This is a genomic window from Pseudomonadota bacterium, from assembly GCA_030860485.1.
GTDB lineage: Bacteria > Pseudomonadota > Gammaproteobacteria > JACCXJ01 > JACCXJ01 > JACCXJ01.
On record JALZID010000238.1, the window covers coordinates 1 to 20,185 of the forward strand.

Genomic DNA, 20,185 nt, shown 5'->3' on the forward strand with positions numbered 1-20,185 from the left:
CCCACCCCAAGAAATGGGTGTGCATGGACATGGAGTGCGACGCAGGCTGCGGGATCGTGCCCTTCCGCTACAAGCACAAAAGCTTCGTCAACGCGTTGCAATGGGCCATCGGTCTGGAGCTGTTCCTCTTGGTCCGAGACCCCTGGCGGGTGTTCTTGACGACCGACCATCCGAACGGCGCGCCGTTCGCGACCTACCCGCATCTGATCCGACTCCTCATGGACCGGGGTTTCCGCAACGAGAGGCTCGCGACCATCCACCCGGACGCCGCGGCCCTCTCGACCTTGGGCTCGATCGATCGTGAATACTCCCTCTATGAGATCGCCGTCATGACCCGCGCGGCCCCGGCCAAGAGCCTGGGCCTCGCCGATCGCGGGCATCTCGGTGCCGGTGCCGCGGCCGACATCACGGTCTACAAGGCAGAGCGGAACCGCGAGCGCATGTTCGAGCGACCCGAATACGTCTTCAAGGACGGCCAGCTAGTGGCCCGCAAGGGCAAGATCGTGAAGGTCACGACCGGCACGACCCACGTCATCCGGCCCGAGTACGATCGCGGCATCGAAGGACGCCTGCGCGACTACATGGCGCGCTACCAGACGGTCGGCATCGACAACTTCGCGGTCGGCGACGAGGAGATCGTCGGGGAGGAGCGCGGCACGCTCTCCATCGTGCCGACGAAGCGGCGCGCATGAAGGTCAACGGCGTTTACATCGACGACACCTTCGCCGAGGCCTTCCCGATGAAGGCCACGCGCATCATCATCACCGGCATGACGCTCAAGTGGGCCTATCGCGCCGCCAACTCCCTCATCGGTTTCGCCTCCTCGGTGATCGCCTGTGGCTGCGAGGCGGACATCGAGTGTGAGCTCGACCCCGAGGAGACCCCCGATGGGCGGCCCGGGATCGCGGTCATCGTGTTCGCGATGTCCACGAAACAGCTCGCCGATCAGGTGTTGAAGCGCGTCGGGCAGTCGGTCATGACCACGGCCACGAGCGCCTGTTTCTCGGGGTTGAGATGCGAGCCCTCCATCAAGCTCGGGATGGCGCTGCGCTTCTTCGGCGACGGCTATCAGATCTCGAAGAAGCTGAACGGGGTGCGGTACTGGCGTATCCCGGTCATGCACGGGGAGTTCGTGTGCGAGGAGAAGACCGGGGTCGCCAACGCCATCGGCGGCGGGAATTTCCTGGTTTTGGCCGAGGACTATCCCTTCGTCTTCATCACCGGCCGCCAGCTCGACCACTGGCACACCGGGAGCATGACGCGCCGCGCGACCGTGCTCGACGCTCTGGAACCCGAGCCCGTCATCAGCATCCACCCCGAGGACTTGAACCAGATCGGCGCCCTGCCCGGAGATATGATCAGGATCGATTCCCGGCGCGGAGCATCGAGGGACGCGCTCGATCCGATACCGGTATGCAGCGCGGTTCTGTGTTCATGGCCTTCTGCTACACAGAAGCCGCCGCCAACCTCCTGACCACCGAGGCCCTCGACCCCTACGGCAAGATCCCGGAGTTCAAGTTCTGCGCCGTGCGCGTCGCCCGCGTCGGCGGCCTGCCGGAGAAGGACAGCGCGCTGTCGTTCGCGTCGGTGGACGCCGGCCCGAAAGGCCGGGATGGGTGGAGCGGATCCCGGCGTAATCCGCCTCGCAGGCTGGGTTTCGTTCCACTAACCTTCCTGCTCCGAAGGTAGAGAAAGCAGTTCCATCAGGGCGCCGTAGTCCACCGGCTTAACCAGGTGGGCATCGAACCCGGCATCCTTCGACTGGCGGCGGTCATCTTCCTGCCCCCATCCGGTCAAGGCGATCAGCGCCATGGTCTTGCCCCACGGCTGCTCGCGGATGCGGCGGCAGGCGTCGCAGCGGTTTCAACCGCGGCAAGCCGATGTCGAGCAGCACCACATCGTGACGGAACCACTCGGCGGCTCCACCGCCTCCTGGTGTGTGGCTTGGAATCATCAGGCATCCCTGCCTATGATGTGTGAGGATGGGGCGTATCCTATTATCCTAGGGGCGTATCCTCTTACCCTTACGTCAGCTAGTCACGGAAAAACGGTAGGGGGAATCGCCCTTCAAGGCGATACAACACACTGATCCCTACAAGGAAATCAGACGCCTCTTCCGTGAGGCCGACGCCCACAAACGGTTCCAAATACAGATTCTTCGACAGTGGTGCGGTGGTAATGAACTGCAGGGTGGCGAACTCCCGGGCAGAGCCGACGCTCTCTTCCCCATTAACTTCCGTGCGCCTCACGGCGGCGCCAGCTAAGACCGTAGAGATACTTACCTTGTCATTCAGTGAGAACCCCATGCCGATGGAGTAAGGGATTTGATCCCCGGGATCGATCCCTCGCTGCTCTAGCGTCGCCGTGTACCCTAACGAACCGAAGAAGACCACCGGGTCAATTGTCTTGACCAGCGTTACCCCAGCCCCTACATTCCAGTGCCCGGCGTTTAGTGTTAGTGTGTTTAGTCTTAGTCCTCTATCCTCATCGCCGGTCGGAGACTGACCAAGCAGAAACAGAACTACATCCGGGCGGATTGCCTCTTCACGCCAAGCCGCGTACCTCAGCGACCCGCTGATGTTCCCTAACCCCACATTGTCCGTTCGGGTTCGGGTGGATCCGACTACGAAAGGTGAAGAGCCCTGTTCTTGCTCGATAAAGGCGAACGGGACCCCCAAAACGAATTCCAAGTCCTCGGCAAGGCCGTAGCGCGCGGTGAGACTGGTATTCACCGAACGAGTTTCGAATTTAAAGATATTTTCCGAAGTATCCTGGGCATAGGAGACACTAACTTCAAGCTGGAGTTCGCCCGGCTTAAACAAAAGCTTCTGCTGGCGTAAAAATTCATCCAACTGTGCTTTCGCCTCTTCGGCCTCTTTTTCACGGTCCCCGCGGGAGATTGAGTCGGCTGGCTGCGCTGCTGCGCCCGGTTTTGTCTCCACTTGCGCTGCGCCTGCGGCTTGCTTTGGCTCAGGCCGGAGTGGTGCCTCTTTATCTAGAAGCAACCGCATCTGGGCCTTGAGGGCTTCCAGTTCCTGCCTGAGTTTTTCGTATTCCTTTCTTGAAACCTGGTCATCTAAACGCTTCTCATAAGCATACGAGACCCCGTTGCCGGCAAGTATCAGTATCAGACCAAGAAATGTTGCCGCGATAAAAACCGAAGCTTGTTTCATCAATTCGTACTCATCGCACGTTCCTTGCCCGGAGTTTTGTTGTCCCGAAAAGTGACAAACGTTTATCTCGGTCGCGCGGCCATGTTAACCGTGAATGCTCCAAGGCGATCGAACCTGTGGACCACCGTGCGCAATTCTGGCTCGGCGTAGTCATCTGGCCAAACAAGGGCCAGCGGATAGGTTAGAATATCTTCCTCCCCGGGTTTGCCCAAGACAAACACCACCCCCCCATATTCGCTTAAAAAGCGTGCGGTGCTCATCCTAAGGTTGCCACGGCTGGGATCGGCCAGAAACACCCGGTCGCCAGCAATCCCGCGCAAGACGGCGAAATGGTGATAATCGGATGGGTGGAGATAGACGATAACGGGTGCGACCAGTTCCCTGAGTTGCGCGAGGCTCAATTGGACGCCCGCCCCCCGATATCCCTTCTGCTGGGCCACGTTTTTGAGGTCCAAGAGGGAAAACCCGCTTCGCTTCTTGCGCGCGAGTTGTTCCGGGGTGAGCTTCTCGAGCTGGATGTCCAACAGATCGAGTAGCTCTTGTTCCGAGGTCTGCTCCCCGTAATAGTAGCTCATGAGGGTGGCCAGGGCCGCAGCGCCGCAGGAGAAGTCAAGATGCTGCCTGACCACGTGTACATCGCGTAGCTCTTTAAGGGTGTGCCGTTCTTTAGTGATTCCCGTTGTACGGGGGAAACCCGCGATCGCGATCCCTTCTTCGGCCACACTCACGCCCACTATAAACGCGTGCAGAATCAGCCCCCACCCGAGAAATTGCCCTATCCTCTTCAATCGGCTCGACCTCTTCTCTGTAGGCTACAACCGTACCAGGGGGCGGAACGGATTTGGGTTCCCGACTCTACGAGTCATGAGTCGCTGAAGCAGGAGATGCCAAAGGCGTGAGTGCCCATACGCGTCAGAGGAATCTCCGCAGGCCTCAATTCCCGAGGAACTTTCGGGACAGACACATTATGTGCCTAACTGACACAGTCACGATAAGTTTGTTTTGGAGAGTCGACTCCAGGGAAATGTTTGTCTATTAAAGAGACGAGCAGTTAAACCCCCCCGCATGGGGCCCCTACGCCATTAACTACTAGATAGGCGCCAGGCTATCGACCCGCTTAAACAAATCCGATGTCAGCTGTGATAGTTTGCGGGTGAATTTACGCCGCGTAAATCGCGATTAATTGCCCTACTCGCAGATTGGCTGCCGCCGAGAAGAAAGCGGTAAGGGACCGCGCACGGCCCCTTACCTTGCCGCATCCCTAAATGCATGCCGGTTCTGCTATAATAGACTGATACATATCAGAGGGTGACACATATCAAGCCTAGGATGTCTATTGTACATACGACAGTCGGGGCAGTGATGGTAACACTTCCACCAGTTGCAGCCGCAGTAACACTAGTACTGTTAATAGCAGTAGCATTGCAGCTGTTTTCTACGCAAGCTCCTCCCGTTCCCTCGATGGAGGCCAGTTGGTCCTCTGGCATAGCGGTGAAGCCGGTGGACAGCTGGCTCAGGGCGCGGAAGTCTTCAGCCATCGTCGCCGGCGCAGCAGCGAACGCGGCTACCAGTACGATACCTAAAAAAGAATGACGAAGCTTGTTCATGGTTTATCCTCACCTTGTAGATCGATGGATTTAGTAGAGTTTAGTTGATGTAAGTAAGACGCCATGGAGCTATCGAAAGCCGCCCACATATTCACCCTCCCCTCGATCCTGTCACTCCATTAAGAAGTGCGAGCAGAACCAAGGTGATTGACTCCCGGTATTTCTCAAAGCTGTCGCTTACAGTACCCTGCCAGGCAGGAATTGTGCCGCGCAAAAACCAATAATTCGCGATTATCCCATTATGCTATTGTTTTATAGAAACATTTACACAGGCTGTAGGAGGTCTGTGGCAGCTTGGACCGGTCGTGACAGGGCAATTTCGCCTGGGCGCTCGACGTAGCTGTGGGAATCTATCACTTTTCTGAAACGTTTGCCATTCCCTAAGGGCCGATCCTAGTTTTTGTCCATGGGTCTTATGGTTACGGTTGCTCCGCCAACTGATAAAGGTTCAAGTTCTGCCAAGTTACCGAGAGGCTGGGCAAACCGACCACTTTCCCCCTTAAAATCAAAGGCATTGACGGGGATTTTAAAACGATTGCCCAGTGATTGAGAAGTTACAGCAGTCGCGCGAAATTTGCCGGTCGATAACAAAGTGTAAAGTTCCTGTTACGATCTCCAAGAGGCCGCGCATTTTTCAACTTAACTTTCAACGCGAAATGTACTATATGGCATGTGGAAAGTTTGCTTTACAAGCGCTCGGCTGTAGCGCCGTCAAACGTTGCGGCCGCTTGCCGATCCCCGCCTCATCGCACTCGTCATCCAGCATATCAAAGAGCCACGTGTGCCCAGTCCGTGAGGATGACAAGCGCGTCACGTGGGGAACGGGGATAGGCCCGCGCGACAGGCTTCCAATCTTTGCTTCCCGAAGGCGCGCGATGGCCCGCTCGCCTATGACCAAGCGAAACCGCCGTGCCCATGCGAGGGTATGTTCCTGTACGGCTTCGAGGTGCGGGTTCACTTCCGGGGCAAACGGACAGTAGAGTTGTTGGGGCGCCACGATATCGGAATTCTTCATGACACTAGCCCTCTTCAATACGGCCGAGCTCAAGTCCGGCGAACCGCGATCCTCGGTACGTCGGACAAGTAAAACCCTTGCGCCAAAGCCACCCCCATCTCTTCAAGCAGCTGCAACGTAGCAGCATCCTCCACGCCTTCGGCCACGACCGTCTTGCCGTAGCAGTGGATCATGGTGGTGATGGCACGAACGAAGTCGCGATCCTGCGCGTCTACGGCGAGCCCCTTCACCAGCGACTGGTCGATCTTCACGAAGCTCGCGGGGAGCTGCTTCAGGTAATAGAGCGAGCTGAAACCGGAGCCGAAGTCATCCACGGCAAAGCGGACCCCGAGCATGACGAGCGCATCCATGATCCGCCGCGCCTGGGCCATATCGGCGATCATGGCCGTCTCGGTGATCTCGAAGATGAGCCGCAGAGGGTCCAAGCCCCCTTTAACCACGGCTGTCTTGACCTTCTCCGCCCAGCGCCCGTCTGCAAGCGCTGCCGTCGAGAGATTCACGGACAGAGACTGCACAGCATTCGAGGCGAGGACCTCTACGGCCAGGCGCGCCACGTAACAGTCGATCTCATAACCCAGACCGGCCCGCTGCGCCGCGGGCAAGAACTCGCCGGGATAGACGATCCGGCCGTCCTCGAGCCGGAGCCGCAGGAGCGCCTCGTGGAATACCACCCTCCCGCTCGGGACCTCGATCACCGGCTCGTACTCGAAGAACAGATGGCCCTCGACGAGCGCGCGAGATAAAAGGTCCTTCCAATGGACACCACCCGCTAGCGCACCGGCATCCTCATGCTCGTGGGCGAACATCCGGAAACAGGAGCGCCCGGCGCGCTTGGCCTCGTACATGGCGAGGTCCGCGTGAGTGAGCAGCTCCTCGGAATCGCTGCCGTGCTGGGGCAGGAGCGCGATCCCGATGCTGGCGCCGGTACGATAGCGACGCTCGCCATAGACGAACGGCACCTGGGCCACGCGCTCGTTGATCTGGCGCGCGAGGGCGGCGGCTCCGTAGGCATCGGTATTCGGCATGAGCATCGCGAACTCGTCCCCGCCCAATCGCGCGACGGTGTCGGATTTACGCGCCCGGGCGCGCAACTCCTCGGCGACCAAGCGCAGCAGCGCGTCGCCCGCGGCATGACCGCTCGTGTCGTTGATCTCCTTGAAGTGGTCGAGGTCGAAGAGCAAGACAGCGGCCACCATACCGCCGCGAGCCGCCTGGTCATAGGTACGCTTCAGTTCCTCGAGGAAACGGTGGCGGTTGACGAGCCCGGTCAGGCCGTCGTGGTTGGCGAGCCAGCGCATGCGCGATTCCGCCTCCACCCGATCGGTGACATCGAGGCCGACCGAGAGCACGGCGGTGCCGTCGCTGTGCTCCTCGCGGAGTGGTGTGTGCACCCACACGATCTGCCGGGACTCGCCGTCCCGCCGGGACAGTGGATACTCTTGCTCCAGACGCCGCCCGCCGGTCTGGGTCAAGGCCTCGAGTCCCGCCAGGACCTCCCGGTGAGCCTCCACATCCCCAATCAAGTCCACGAAGCGCCGTCCCTTCAGCTCGGAGGGGGAAAACCCGGTGAGCTGTGCCGCGAGCTCGTTGGCTGCCTGGATCACACCGTAACGCGTCTGCGTCACCACCAGCACCTGGGCGGAATCGAGGAGGCCGCGGACGAAGTCGCGCTCGACGGCGAGCTCCTGGCTCTTGGCCGAAATGGCGCGTGCATTCTCTTCGAGCTGGTCGGAGAGCGTCGCGGCCGTCTCGTACAGGACATCGACCTCGTCGCGAAACTGCGAGGCGTGCTTGGATGCCGAGAGATCGGCCCGCGCCCGGTCGTAGGCACCCTTGGCCAGCAAAGGCAGCGTCCTGGCCAGCCGCCGCAGGCGCCGCACCGGGAGGGTCGCGAGGTACAACAGGATCAGCTCGGCCACCCCGAGCGCCCCCGCCGTCGCGACGAATCCTTGATACGCGGCGGCGCGGATGGCGGCCAGGCGCGCGCTGACGTCGGCGATGAGGACCACAAACCCGGCCTCGGCCGGGATGAACTCCGCGAGCGGCACGCGATGCACCTCGTAGCTCGCGCCCCGCCATTCTACGAGCCGGCCGTCGTTCAAGGCCGCGGGATCGGGGACATCGCCGCTCAGATCCTCGAGCAAGGACCTAATCCGGCTGCTCTCCGTGAGCGCCGGCACCACCGCCCCCCAGGCAGGCAGGTGCGCGCCACCGTTCCCGCCGGCCGGTACGACGATGGCGAGATCGGCTCCGGTCAAGGCCCGGAACTCGATGACGAGGTCGGCGATGGACTGGCCGACCGCCAGAACCGCGACGTCTTCGGCCCCCGCCAGCACGGGCACGAAGGCGCTCAAGAGACACAGCGGCTGGCAGGCCAGGAGCGTCACCGGGGCCTCCTCGCGCCGCACCTCGGCGAGCGCCCGACGCAGGCGCGGCTCGGGCAGGTCCTCCGCCTCGGTCTGTGTCCACCGCCACACGCGCTCGTCCTGGCCCTTGCCGCCGGCCAGGAAAAGCTCGATGCGCTGGACCTCCAGCTCATACCCCAGGCTCGCGTAGCGAGCCGCGGCGGTCACGGCCGCGAGCCGCTCGCGGTTGCCCGACTTGATGGCGTCCCCGAGGTCCCCCATCGACGGGATGGCGCCCGCGAGCCGCACCAGGCGATCCGAGGTCCCTCTGAACAGACCCCCGATCTGCTTGCGGTACGACGCCACCTCAGCGGCCCGTTGCGCCCGGAACTGCTCGGTCAGGTGATACTGGCTGAGGGCGTAGAAGGCGGCGGAGAGAAACAGCAGGAGACCACTCAGCCACAGGAACGCCTTCCAGTGAAGACCGAGGAAGCGCTGCTTTCGAAATTCGGGCATCAGGTTTCGTTCGCGCAGGGCTATGGAACAGCCCCAGCGATCGAGTCACAGACCCTATTAAAATCGGTAGGAGAACATTATGGTGAACAGGTCCCAGTGACCATCGCTCACCTCGCGCACCCGAGCGGGGTCGTTGATGCCCGGATTATCGTCGAATGACAGCAAGCCGGTGCCGTCGACGTTGTGATATTCCGCGGCCACGAGCCAATCGTCCAGAAATTCCCAGCGCAGGCCGAACGTCAGGTCCTTGGCGTAGAAGCGATGCCGCGGCAGCCCCGTGCCGCGTGCCGTTCCACTCCCATCATGGTCGTCGGCATTGGCGAAGAAGGCGTCGTAGCGCGCAAGCGCCGACCAACGCGGCGCGAAGCGGTACTGGGCCTGGAGGTAATAGCTTTCGGAGGTGTTGTCGACGACGAACTCGCGGGCCACCGGGTCGGGGGGGAGAACTGGGAAGATACCCGTTCGGTCGATATTGAACCGAAGGTATTCTGCCGTGAAGCTCCAATCCTCCAGGTTGACTTGTGCCGAGACAAGCGGCGCAAAAAGCTTGATGTTTCCCGTAGAAAACGGCGCTGAGGTGGGCTCGAAATCGAGGTCGATGTCGACAACGGTGAGCAACAGTCGGAACCGGCCTTCCTGCCACTCGTAGCCCCCCCGGCCGATGAGCAGGGGCCGCCCCCCCAGAGATCCCTCCACGGCCGGGTTCCCGGCCAGGAAGCGGACGAGGGCCGGGTCGCCGAGGCCCAAGAGCTCCGAGATCAATAGCTCGGTGGAAACGGCATGGTCACCGAAGCGGTACCGGCCGTACAGGATCCCGCCGTCGGAGGACAGCTCGGGGCTCCGTAGACCGAGCGAATCGAAATAGATCGACTGCGGCAGGAGCACGCCGGGCCGCGTCCAGATCGCATCGCGGGCCTCGTTATAGAAGCCGAAGGGGTTCTTCACGCGGCCCCCGCGGACACCGAATGTCAGGTCCTCGCTAACCGGGAGACTGAGATCGAGGTTGGCGTAATCGAGCCGAAAATCGCCTTCGTCGGAGCCTGCCGTGTCGCGGTAGATGCCCTGCACGGCAAAGAGAAGGTTCGGCAAAGGGTGGCCCAGCACGTTGAGCCCGAGCTCGGTGAACTCCAGGCTCCCGTCGCCCTGGCTGTTGCCGAAGAAGTTGTTGGCGGAGGTATAGGTATACCCCTGACTCGCGAACCCATGCATCTGGAAGTCGCGGAACCCGAGGTCGATGGCATGAGTCGGTGGCGCTAGACCAATCAGTAGTAGCCCAGTGACCGTTCCTAAGACCCGTGCAATCCCTCGTGGTGGTGTGCTCAGCATGATCCCCTCCTACTCCTCCGCATAGCCGATGCCACCCGGCGTCTCATCGACGCGCTCGCGGACCTCCTGCGGGGTGTTCACGACCCTGGGCGGTACGCCGGTCCCCGAATACAGGATCCGGTCCCACGTCGAGCGCAACTGATAGGGATAGACCCCCAAGACCTCTTTGCTGAAGCGGATATGGAGCGGATGCCGATCGGGGAGCACGAAGACCCGGATCGGATCGCCGTTCGGCCACTTGGTCTGGCGGGCAAAAAAAATGTCGCGCAGCTCGGTGCGCGTCAGAGATGTGGCGCTGCCCCGCGAACCGGCGTAGGGCACGACGCGCGTATCCGCGGCGCTAGCCCCGGCGCACCAGAGCGTCAGGACCGCACAGCAAACGCGCAACGGCAATGCCCCGAGCCGGCGACCGCGGTTGACGGCACCCAAGCCGTCCCCCGCGGTGGAGCGCAGACACATTTCCCCTAAGGCCTCCCCTTCCCAACGTTTTAAGCTTAGCAGACTACGGGCCGAGAGGCATGCATGCACAAGTTGTTGCGTAACAGGTTGAAACTCGCCCCTATGCGTACCCCCGCTGCCGTAAATACGACTCGATGTCCTCTCGGGAAAAGCCCAAGCGCTTGGCGATCCGATCGGCGTGGCTGACCGTCGAGATCCCGTCGACGAGGCGGTAGGTCGGGGCTTCACCTGCGAACTCCACCTGCCGGCAGGCCGCAGATCGCCGGCGGCGAAAGCGCTCGACCAGCTCGTGATTGTGCGTGATGAGGATCGTGCTGTTGCCGATGCGGCCGAAGCCAGACAGGATGGCTTCGGAGATCACGAGCTTCTCCTCATAAGTCGTCCCCTCCGCCATCTCGTCCAGGATCACGAGCGACTTGGGCGAGGCGCCGAGGAAGATCGACTTGGTGCGCGCCAGCTCGGTTCCGAAACGGCCCTCGGCGTCGGTGAGCGATCCCGCCTCCGGGGTCTGGTAAAAGATGCGATCCGAGATCGCCACCTCGGCTTCCGAGGCCGGGACATAGCCGCCGATCTGGGCGAGCAGTTGCACCTGGGCGATAGTCTTGCAAAGCGCCGTCTTGCCGCCGCTGTTGGGACCGGTGATGAAGGTGAGCCGCGTGGTCTCGAGGTCGATATGGTTCGGGACGTAATCGTGGTTCCCGAATCCCAGGACCGGGTTACGCGCGCCGCGGAGCGTCAGGAAGTGCCTCGGCGAGTCCACCACCCTGGGGAGGACCGTCGCGGAGCCGAAGGACCGCGCATAGCGGTGTAGGGCCAAGAGCTCGTCGATCCGCCCGAGGGCCGCGAGTGCACGCCGCACCTCGTCCGCCGCCCGAAAGCGATCGCGCAAGGGATAGACGAACTGGTCGCGGTCGAATCCACCCACGGCCGGGACATACAAGAGGGCCACCGGCAGCAACAGCACGAACGAGATCCCGGCGAGCGGGGACACGGGCAACCCGGCCGGAAACGGGTTGAGCTGGCCGAGGAGCACCACGCACAAGGCGAAACCGGCCAGGAGCCCCGGCTTGAACAAGGATGGCCGAAACCGAAACGCCGGCCACCACTTGGGCTTCTCGCCCCAGAGGCGGATCCCGCGCTCGGTGAGGTACACCGGCCCGCGCATCAGCGCAGCGGCCCGGGTCTCGGCGAACCCGGCGAGGTGATCGATCAGCTCGTTGAGGTAAGCGCTTTCGGGCCGCGGGAGGTCACGCGCCATCGCAGAGATCTCCAACAGGAAGCGCGTGCCGTGCCGGTACTGCGAATAGCCGTAGCCGTCGAACTCGAGCTTCCCGGCGGCCGTACCCAGCATGCCGATAAAGGCCCCGAAGAGAAGATGGTAGAGGATCGATTCGCCCTTCTCCGCCCAGCCCACCAAGGACTCGAGTCGCGCACGCAGATCGTCGCGCGCATCGAGCTCGCGCAGGGCTTGCTGGCGCGCTTCGATGGCGGGCAGGCTATCACACGGCCGGCACAGGGAGGCGCAGAGGCTCGCCTGGCCGATGGTGGTACGACAGGTGTTCAGGGTGTCGAAGAGCCTCTGCACCTCGATGGCGCGGAAGGTATCGGGATCGACGATGCCCGGGCCGTCGGAATCGAAATCGATGGCCACGGCGCGCACTGCCGCACGCGGGTCGCGGGTGTGCGCTATCGTGTCGAAAAACCGGCCCACGATATCGGGCATGTATACGGCGCCTCGGTGGCCGCGAACGGTTTGCAATCGCGAAGGAGATGGGAATAATAACGCGCCCATGACGGCGCACACACTGATCGAGGCCCGCGACCTATATCGATACTATGGCGGGCTCTGCGCGGTGCAGGCCGTAAGCCTCACGCTGCGCCGCGGCGAGGTCCTGGGCTTCCTCGGGCCGAACGGCGCCGGGAAGACCACCACCATGGCAGATGCTGTGCGGGACGCTCGCCCCGAGCGCCGGCGACATCAGGGTCAACGGCCTGGACCTCGTGGCAGAGCCCAAGAAGGCCAAGGCCCATCTCGGCTACCTCCCCGAGCACCCCCCGCTGTACCACGAGCTCACGGTGGACGAATTTCTCCGCTACTGCGCGCGCATCCACCGCGTCCCGCGCCCCGGATTAGGCCAGGCGCTCATGCGGACCAAGCGCCGCACCGGGCTCGAAGCGGTGGGCGGCCGCCTGATCGGCAACCTCTCCAAGGGCTATCAGCAGCGGGTCGGGATCGCGCAGGCGATCCTCCATAGCCCGGCCGTGGTGGTTTTGGACGAACCCACGATCGGCCTGGACCCCATCCAGATCCGCGAGATCCGCGACCTGATCGGCGAGCTGCGCGCCGAGCACGGCGTCATCCTCTCGACCCACATCCTGCCCGAGGTCCAGGCGGTGTGCGACCGCGTGCTGATCATCCACGAGGGCCGGGTGGTGCTCGATGACACGGTGGAACATTTGACCCGCGACCACCACCTCGCGGGCCTGCGCATCGCCCTGCGCCGGCCGCCCGGGATCGCGTATCTGCACGCCATCCCCGGCGTCGCCGAGGTGCGGCGGATCGGTGAAGAGCGCTTTTTGATCCGCTCGCTGCCAGACCGGGACCCCGCCGAAGCGCTGGTGGAACAGGCCGCGGAGGGGCGCTGGGGCCTCTACGAGATGGTGCCGGAGGCGCGCTCGCTCGAGGAGACCTTCGTGCAGATCACCTGCGGCGAGGGACCTGCTCCGGCCCGTGAGGCGGCCTCGTGATCGGCGTCATCGCGCGCCGCGAGTTGCAGAGCCTGTTCGCGTCACCACTGGCCTGGGCGGTGCTCTGCGTGGTCCAGATCATCCTGGCCTATATCTTCCTGAGTCGCATCGAGCTGTTCGTGCAATTCCAGCCGCGCCTCCTAGGCCTTGAAGGCGCGCCCGGGCTCACCGATCTCGTGGTCGCGCCGCTCTTCGGCAACACCGCGATAACGCTCTTGCTGGTCGCGCCGCTCCTCACCATGCGCACCTTCGCCGAGGAACGCCGCAACGGGACCTTGAACCTGTTGCTCGCCGCCCCCGTCTCGATGACCGAGATCACGCTGGGTAAATACCTGGGTCTCTTCGGGTTTTTCATGGTCATGCTAGTGCTCGTAGCGCTCATGCCCCTCGCGTTGCTCCTCGGCGGGCCACTGGACTTCGGCCAACTCGGCGCCGGGTTTCTGGGCCTTGGCCTGCTCATCGCCGCCTTCGTGGCGATCGGGTTGTTCCTCTCGGTGCTGACGGATCACCCGACCGTGGCCGGGGTGAGCACCTTCGGCGCCCTCTTGCTTCTCTGGATCGTCGATTGGGCCGGGGAATCGGGGGAAGCGAGCGGGGTCCTCCGATATCTATCACTCCTGAGCCACTACGAGCCCTTGCTCAAGGGAATATTCGACTCGGCGGATGTTATCTACTACGCGCTCTTGACGGCGCTGTTCCTGATCTTAACCGTGTGGCGCCTGGACGCCGAACGGTTGCCGCGCTAGCAGGCCGCCACCCCCGATGATGGTCCCGCACCGGCGGCGGTTACGCCTACACAGCGCCCTGTCGGCGATCCTCCTCGTCGCCATCTGCGGTCTTCTCGCCTGGCTCAGTACGCGCTATCACCACACCGCGGACTGGACCGGCGGCGGACGCCACACCCTGTCGGAGGCGAGCACCGCGTTGCTCACACGGCTGCAGGGCCCGGTCGAGATCACCGGTTACGCGCGTCCCGATGCCGAGTTGCGCGGTCTTATCGAGGACCTGATCGAGCGCTTCCGGCGGATCAAACCCGACATCGGCCTGCGCTTCGTGGACCCCGACAAGGCCCCCGACGAGGTCCGCGATCTGGGCATCCAGACCGACGGGGAACTGGTCATCCGCTATGCCGCCCGCAGCGAGCACGTCGAAGAGCCACCGAGGAGGCGCTGACCAACGCCCTGCAGCGCGTCTTACGGGGCGGGGAGCGTTTCGTCGTGTTCCTGGAAGGGCACGGGGAACGCAACCCGATGGGCGGTGCCAACCATGACCTCGACCAGTTCGCGGAGCAACTCGACAAGCGCGGGATCAAGGTCCAGGTACTGAACCTGGCGAGCAATCCCCTGATCCCCGACAACATCTCGGTGCTGGTGATCGCGACCCCCGAGGTCGACTACCTGCCGCGCGAGGTGGAGATCGTCTCCGCCTATCTGAAGCGGGGTGGCAACCTCCTGTGGCTCGCGGACCCCGGACCGCTGCGCGGGCTCGATGGGCTCGCTGCAGAACTCGGGCTCAAGCTATCCCCCGGCACCCTGGTCGATCCGGCGACCGCGATCTTCGGCATAGAACATCCGGCGATCGTGCCAGTGACCGGTTATCCATCGACGGCACCGGTCGCCGGATTCCGCTACCTGACGGTCTTCCCCTACGCACGCGAGGTCAAGGCCGAGGCTCGGGACGAATGGCAGGCGGCACCCTTGCTCTCCTCGGGGGCAGATACCTGGATCGAGACCGGCAAGCTCGAGGGCGAGCTGCGCTACGACGAGGGCAGCGACCATCACGGCCCGCTCGACATCGCGCTCTCCCTGACGCGTAGCCGAAGGCCGACGCCAGCGGAAACGGCGAAGCCGCATCAGGAAGCGACACCGGGCACCGATGAAAAGGCGCAGAAATCGAAGAGACCACCGCCCGAACAAAGGGTCGTGGTGTTCGGGGATGGCGACTTCCTGTCGAACAGCTATCTCGGCAACAGTGGCAACCTGGACCTCGGGCTCAAGACCGTCAACTGGCTGGCCAGCGACGAGACCTTGATCGAGGTCCCGGCCGGCACGGCCATCGACCGGCGCCTCGACCTCTCCGACACCCAGGCCGCGCTGATCAGCACGGGATTCCTGATGCTGTTACCTGCCGTGCTCGGCGGGATGGGGTTCTTCGTTTGGCTAAGACGACGCCGCGCGTGAGAGAAACGCAGTGAACGCGCGCCTGGCCCTCAACCTCGGCCTCATCGGGTTGGTCGGGATCCTGGTGTTGCTGGCCGTCTACGAGCCTGGTCTCGAGGCGCCGAAGCAGCCTCCCCGGCTGACCGCGATCGAGGGACCGGTGGTCAAGGCCATCACGGTTACACGCAAGGATGGCGAGGCCATCGTACTCGCGAAGGAAGGCGAGCGCTGGATGATGCGGGCGCCCTATTCGGTGCCCGCGATCCCCGGTCGGGTCCAGTCGATCCTGGAATTTCTGGAAGGCACGAGCCAGGCGTCGTTCCCCGCGCACGGGCATGACCTCCAGCGCTTCGGCCTCGCCGACCCCAAGGTCCGCATGGAGGTGAACGCCGACGCTTTCGCGTTCGGTGACACGAGCGCGATGAACGGCCAGCGCTATGTGCTCTACAAAGGCCAGGTGCACCTCACAACGGACGCCTTGTACGACCAGTTGCTCGCAGATCCCGGCGATTTCGTGAGCCCGCGGCTCGTCGAAGAGGGCCGGGAGTTGACCGCAATCGAGTTGCCCGGGGTGACCGTGGAACACCGAAAGAGCGGCCGGGTGCTGCGCCCGGAGGACGCCGCGGTGGCGGACGAAGCCTTGGCGAGACTCGCGGACGACTGGCTATCCGCCCAGGCGCTCGCGGTCCGCAAGCGCCGTGACGCGGCATCCCAGGACACAGTCACCCTGGAAGTGAAGGACGCGCCGGCGTTGCGCTTCGAGGTCCTGGCCCGCGAGCCTGAGTTGGTCCTCGCACGGCCAGAGCTGGGACTCGAGTACCGATTGGGCAGCGGGATGGCGGAGCGGCTGCTCCGGCCCGCGCGCACTGAAAAGAAAGACCCAAGCGCCGGGCAGGAGGCGCGTGGCGACATGGCCCAAGACCCGCCGCCCAGCGACCCGGCGGCCGAGCCCTAGACGACTGTAGAAGACGAGCTAGACAGCGCCGCTCGGACCAAAAAGAGATAGAAGGGTGCCCGAGCTGCCGGAAGTCGAGACCACCCGCCGCGGGATCACCCCCCACCTGCTCGGCAGGTGCGTTACGGCGGTCGTGGTCCGGGAGTCGCGCCTGCGCTGGCCCGTTCCCGTCGCGTTGGTGCGAGAGCTACCCGGCCAACCGATAGCCGCCGTGCGCCGGCGCGGCAAGTACCTCTTCCTCGAGGCCCGGACCGGAACGGTGATCCTGCATCTCGGAATGTCGGGGAGTCTGCGCCTGGTGTCGCTGGCCGCGGCACCCGGCCCCCACGAGCATCTCGACCTCGTGATCGGTGAGGAGACCTGCCTGCGATTGCGAGACCCGCGTCGCTTCGGGATCGTCTTGTGGACGTGCGAGCCGCCCGAGCAGCACCCCCTGCTGGCCACACTCGGCCCGGAGCCATGGGATGCGGGCTTCACCGGGGCCTATCTGTACGGCCGGGCGCGTGGCAGGCGAGTGGCCGTCAAGAATTTCATCATGGACAGCCACACCGTCGCCGGTGTCGGGAACATCTACGCCAACGAGGCCCTGTACGCCGCCGCCATCCGTCCGACGCGGCCGGCACGCCGGATCTCGCCGAGCCGCTACGAGCGCCTCGGCGAGGCCATCCGCGAGGTGCTGGAACGGGCCATCTGGGACGGTGGGACGACACTGCGGGACTTCACCGACACGAGTGGGAGACCGGGCTACTTCGCGCAGCACCTCCGGGTCTATGGCCGCGCCGGCGGGGCCTGCGGGCGCTGTGGCGCCCCGGTACGCCAAGTGCGGCTCGGCCAGCGCTCTGCCTACTTTTGTCCGCGCTGCCAACGCTGACGGAAGGGGCGGGCCTGTATCGACCTCAGGGTTTTGTCACAAACTCTCAGCCCCACCATGCCGCCGGCGAAAGGATCCGCTCCAGTCCACGCCGCTTTCGAATGTAGGTCAGCTCGTACAGATCGGCCGTGGCACTGGAGTCCCTCAGGTAGTCGTCGCTCGTGCGCACCGCGTCGACGAGCTTGAGGTCCAGCGCTTGAAGCCCGTACCAGTGCTCGCCCGTCGAGACCCTTTCGATGTCCACATCCGGACGGTGGGACCTGACGAAGTCCTTGAACAGGGCATGGGTGATCTCGATGTCTTCGCGGAACTTCTCCCGCCCCTTCTCGGTGTTCTCGCCGAACAGGGTGAGAGTGCGTTTGTACTCGCCGGCCGTGATCAGCTCGTAGTCCACATCATGGCTCTTGAGTAGCCGATTGAAATTCGGCATCTGGCCCACCACGCCAATGGAGCCGAGGATCGCGAACGGGGCCGCGATGATACGCCCCGCGACACAGGCCATGAGATAGCCACCGCTGGCCGCCACCTTATCGACCGCCACTGTCAACGCGATACCATGGTCTTTGAAGCGCTGTAGCTGGGACGCGGCCAGGCCATAGCCGTGGACCACCCCGCCCGGGCTCTCCAGGATCACGACGACCTCATCGTTCGGGGTCGCAACCGTCAGGACCGCGGTCACCTCCTCACGTAGCGCCGCCACCGCTGAAGCGCGAATATCACCCTGGAAGCGCAGGACGAACACGCGCTTCCTGGCGCCCGACCCGTCCCCGCCGACGTCCTTTGCCCGGGCCTTACGCTCGGCCTTGAACGCCCTGTGCGCCTGCCTGAACGCGCGCTTGGGCCCCATCGCCGCTCGCAACGCCAGCGCCATGGCGTCGTATTTGTCATTCAGGCGCTTCACCTCCAAGCGCTCTTCCTGCCCTGCCTTGCCACGCTTGCGAATGACCGCCAGGCCAAACGTCAGCGCCAACAGAAACACCAACACGGTCGCTAGCTTGGCGACGAATAGACCATAATCGGTGATAAAGTCCATCCTGTTCCTAAACGGTCTCCATGCGACTCTGCCGCAGTCTCAGGACAAGAAAGATCACCGCCCCGATTACCATGATCCCTAAACCGATCATGACGTAGAAGCTCGTACCCTGCTTTGGGACGACCTGAATGGGCGCTTTCAACACCAGTGGCCGGGCGTCGCTCATGACAAGGACGGCCACGTAGCGCTTTCCGGCCTCGAACTCCGATTCCAGGGTCACCGTGCCCTGCGGATAGACCTTGGTGGCAACCTCGGCAACCGTCCTGATCGGTCCCCCGACCGCGATCTCGCCTCCTTCACCCAGCTCGACGACCCTTAGCTCGACCGGTTTGCTCCGCATCTCCGTGTCCGTGAAATCGAAAACCAGGTTGGTTTGTCCCGGCGCCGGGAGGTCCCAGCAATGTTCCTCGCCGCCCGTGGCCTGCTGATAGGCCGTGAAGTGCATCCGGTATTTCCCGAACTCCACCACACACGTATCGAACTCGATCGACGCACCGCCATGGGCGTGTGCGAGTGAACTACCCAGCAGCGCTGCCCCAGCCGCCACCCACATGATTATCTTGTGTCTCATACGTACCTCGCTTGCTCTGGCTCGCACTCGCCCAACTGCGGCCCGCGCGTCTATTGGCTGTCTCCCAAAAAAAAACCGCCCCCAATATTGGGGGCGGTGGATCTTCACGCGGGCAACCAGCCCCTGGTTGTCGTTATCGGGCTCCGCGTCAGGTCATGAAACCCTGCCCTTCCGTTAGGTGAAGCGCGGAAGCAGCGGGCCGCCAATCGCCACGACGTGCCGGAACCCGCTGGTATCCGAGAAGAAGAACAAGCCACCGAACCGGGCGTCCGGGTCATAGATGGCGTCAGCCAAACGCTCGTTCTCCCAAGCGGCGTCCGTGCAGGTGACCGTTATGACTCTCGAGTGACCTGGGAGGATCGGGCTGTTGTCATCCACGGTGAGCCCTTCCGGCGCCAAGAGCTGGGGCGGATAGTTGGTGTCGTCCCTGTACACCGTCGGGTTCAGGAACCGAATGCCGGCCGTCTCGAACTCGGCTACCTGCACCGGGTTGACACCGCGGTTCGTCACACGGACCTTGATGTTGACGGAACGGCCCGGCACCCGATAGGTCGCCTGCTCCAACCCCACCTCAACCGCCGGTGCACCTGCCGGGATCGGCTCCATGAGGCCGATCACGCCGGCTTGCAACGGGATCGTGACGGGGTACGTGGCATTGGCGCTCCAGTAGCTGAGCGCCACGATGACGATCGCGGCAACCATGAAGCCAATACCCACCTTGACGTCCGTTGGTGAGACCAGATCCTCCTCCGGTACGCCGTCCCTCACGGCCAGGTAACGCGGGACGAACATGGGCTTCATCGCCCAGTAGGCGATCCAGGCGCACCCGAACAGGAACCAGAACCAGCTCCAGCCCCAGATCCCGGCCGTTCCGATCTTCTCGACGTCTTCTGTGCGGCCGGTCAAGGTCTGGACCTCGCTCTTATAATCCGCCATCGTCCCCTCGATCTGCACCCACTTGCCTGGGCCGATGATGGGACCCGCCGCTTCGACGTTCATCATCGTATGCACGTGCCAGCGACCGGGCCTGCGCGCCTGCAGGACCACCTTGAACGTATAGTTCTCACCCAGCGTCAGGTTGACAGAACGCGGCACGAACTGACCGCCGATATAGGACTCCTGCCGGGTGAACACCGGACCGGGGATACCGATGTTCAGGAAGGCCGGCGAATACTGGGGGTTGGCCGTCGTTTCCGGCCAATTCTTGAACACGTGGAACTTACCGCTGACGGTCATCTTGTCGTTGACCTTGAGCTTGTCGGTCGACCACCGGAGATCGTACCAGTGGATGGTGCGCATCCGGAGGAACGCCTGCTGCGACTTCTCACCATGGGCCGATGCCTCCGGGGCATACAGGCCCGTGGCGCCGACCACCATCGCGAGACCCGCGGCGGCCCAGCGCCCGAC

The 20,185-nt window shown here is 63.4% G+C and carries 16 protein-coding genes and 4 pseudogenes; 8 read left to right on the top strand and 12 right to left on the bottom strand.

Annotation, left to right across the window (positions count from 1 at the left end; genetic code table 11):
- From M3461_14560 to M3461_14570, 3 genes and pseudogenes are all read left to right on the top strand, one after another.
- A partial coding sequence (locus tag M3461_14560) for an amidohydrolase family protein (protein ID MDQ3775478.1) occupies window positions 1–692 on the top strand: 692 nt, incomplete at its 5' end.
- Window positions 689–1,198: pseudogene (locus M3461_14565) on the top strand (formylmethanofuran--tetrahydromethanopterin N-formyltransferase). The gene M3461_14560 and the pseudogene M3461_14565, both read left to right, overlap by 4 nt.
- A 57-nt stretch (window positions 1,199–1,255) precedes the next feature.
- Window positions 1,256–1,689 (top strand): annotated as a pseudogene (locus M3461_14570) (hypothetical protein).
- On the opposite strand, the gene M3461_14575 reads toward M3461_14570, so the two are convergent.
- From M3461_14575 to M3461_14615, 9 genes are all read right to left on the bottom strand, one after another.
- Entirely contained in the window at window positions 1,666–1,812 is a 147-nt protein-coding gene (locus M3461_14575) for a hypothetical protein (GenBank protein ID MDQ3775479.1), read from the bottom strand. The pseudogene M3461_14570 and the gene M3461_14575 sit on opposite strands and share 24 nt — an antisense overlap.
- A 221-nt stretch (window positions 1,813–2,033) precedes the next feature.
- A complete protein-coding gene (locus M3461_14580) occupies window positions 2,034–3,173 on the bottom strand; it encodes a transporter (protein MDQ3775480.1) in 1,140 nt (379 codons plus the stop codon).
- Window positions 3,174–3,235: 62 nt separating this feature from the next.
- Window positions 3,236–3,901 carry a C39 family peptidase gene (locus M3461_14585; protein MDQ3775481.1) on the bottom strand — a complete coding sequence of 222 codons (666 nt, stop codon included), beginning with the start codon at window positions 3,899–3,901 and terminating at the stop codon, window positions 3,236–3,238.
- Between the two features lie 573 nt (window positions 3,902–4,474).
- On the bottom strand, window positions 4,475–4,780 hold the full coding sequence (locus M3461_14590; protein ID MDQ3775482.1) for a hypothetical protein: 306 nt from the start codon (window positions 4,778–4,780) through the stop codon (window positions 4,475–4,477).
- 661 nt (window positions 4,781–5,441) lie between these two features.
- Complete coding sequence (locus tag M3461_14595) at window positions 5,442–5,795, bottom strand: hypothetical protein (protein MDQ3775483.1); 354 nt, start codon at window positions 5,793–5,795, stop codon at window positions 5,442–5,444.
- Window positions 5,796–5,824: 29 nt separating this feature from the next.
- Window positions 5,825–8,656 carry an EAL domain-containing protein gene (locus M3461_14600; GenBank protein ID MDQ3775484.1) on the bottom strand — a complete coding sequence of 944 codons (2,832 nt, stop codon included), beginning with the start codon at window positions 8,654–8,656 and terminating at the stop codon, window positions 5,825–5,827.
- Between the two features lie 57 nt (window positions 8,657–8,713).
- Window positions 8,714–9,982, bottom strand: coding sequence for a hypothetical protein (locus M3461_14605; GenBank protein ID MDQ3775485.1), 1,269 nt, complete (start codon window positions 9,980–9,982; stop codon window positions 8,714–8,716).
- A gap of 9 nt (window positions 9,983–9,991) precedes the next feature.
- On the bottom strand, window positions 9,992–10,441 hold the full coding sequence (locus M3461_14610; GenBank protein ID MDQ3775486.1) for a hypothetical protein: 450 nt from the start codon (window positions 10,439–10,441) through the stop codon (window positions 9,992–9,994).
- A gap of 100 nt (window positions 10,442–10,541) precedes the next feature.
- Window positions 10,542–12,164, bottom strand: a complete 1,623-nt coding sequence (locus tag M3461_14615) for a DNA mismatch repair protein MutS (protein ID MDQ3775487.1) — start codon at window positions 12,162–12,164, stop codon at window positions 10,542–10,544.
- Between the two features lie 67 nt (window positions 12,165–12,231).
- Here M3461_14615 and M3461_14620 point away from each other — a divergent pair.
- The 5 genes and pseudogenes from M3461_14620 (at window position 12,232) to mutM (ending at window position 17,174) form a co-directional block, all read left to right on the top strand.
- Window positions 12,232–13,189 (top strand): annotated as a pseudogene (locus M3461_14620) (ABC transporter ATP-binding protein).
- Window positions 13,186–13,935, top strand: a complete 750-nt coding sequence (locus M3461_14625) for an ABC transporter permease (GenBank protein MDQ3775488.1) — start codon at window positions 13,186–13,188, stop codon at window positions 13,933–13,935. The pseudogene M3461_14620 and the gene M3461_14625 overlap by 4 nt, the downstream one beginning before the upstream one ends.
- A gap of 19 nt (window positions 13,936–13,954) precedes the next feature.
- Window positions 13,955–15,369: pseudogene (locus M3461_14630) on the top strand (GldG family protein).
- 10 nt (window positions 15,370–15,379) lie between these two features.
- Window positions 15,380–16,303 (top strand): DUF4340 domain-containing protein, encoded by a 924-nt coding sequence (locus tag M3461_14635; protein MDQ3775489.1) that lies wholly within the window; start codon window positions 15,380–15,382, stop codon window positions 16,301–16,303.
- Window positions 16,304–16,358: 55 nt separating this feature from the next.
- The gene (gene mutM / locus M3461_14640; GenBank protein ID MDQ3775490.1) at window positions 16,359–17,174 is read left to right on the top strand and encodes a bifunctional DNA-formamidopyrimidine glycosylase/DNA-(apurinic or apyrimidinic site) lyase; all 816 of its coding nucleotides are present in this window, start codon (window positions 16,359–16,361) and stop codon (window positions 17,172–17,174) included.
- A 46-nt stretch (window positions 17,175–17,220) separates the two neighbouring features.
- Here mutM and sohB read toward each other — a convergent pair whose 3' ends face one another.
- The 3 genes from sohB to M3461_14655 form a co-directional block, all read right to left on the bottom strand.
- Window positions 17,221–18,207, bottom strand: a complete 987-nt coding sequence (sohB, locus tag M3461_14645) for a protease SohB (protein ID MDQ3775491.1) — start codon at window positions 18,205–18,207, stop codon at window positions 17,221–17,223.
- Window positions 18,208–18,214: 7 nt separating this feature from the next.
- Window positions 18,215–18,778, bottom strand: a complete 564-nt coding sequence (locus M3461_14650) for a hypothetical protein (GenBank protein ID MDQ3775492.1) — start codon at window positions 18,776–18,778, stop codon at window positions 18,215–18,217.
- Window positions 18,779–18,952: 174 nt separating this feature from the next.
- On the bottom strand, window positions 18,953–20,185 hold a 1,233-nt coding region (locus M3461_14655), incomplete at its 5' end, for a methane monooxygenase/ammonia monooxygenase subunit B (protein MDQ3775493.1).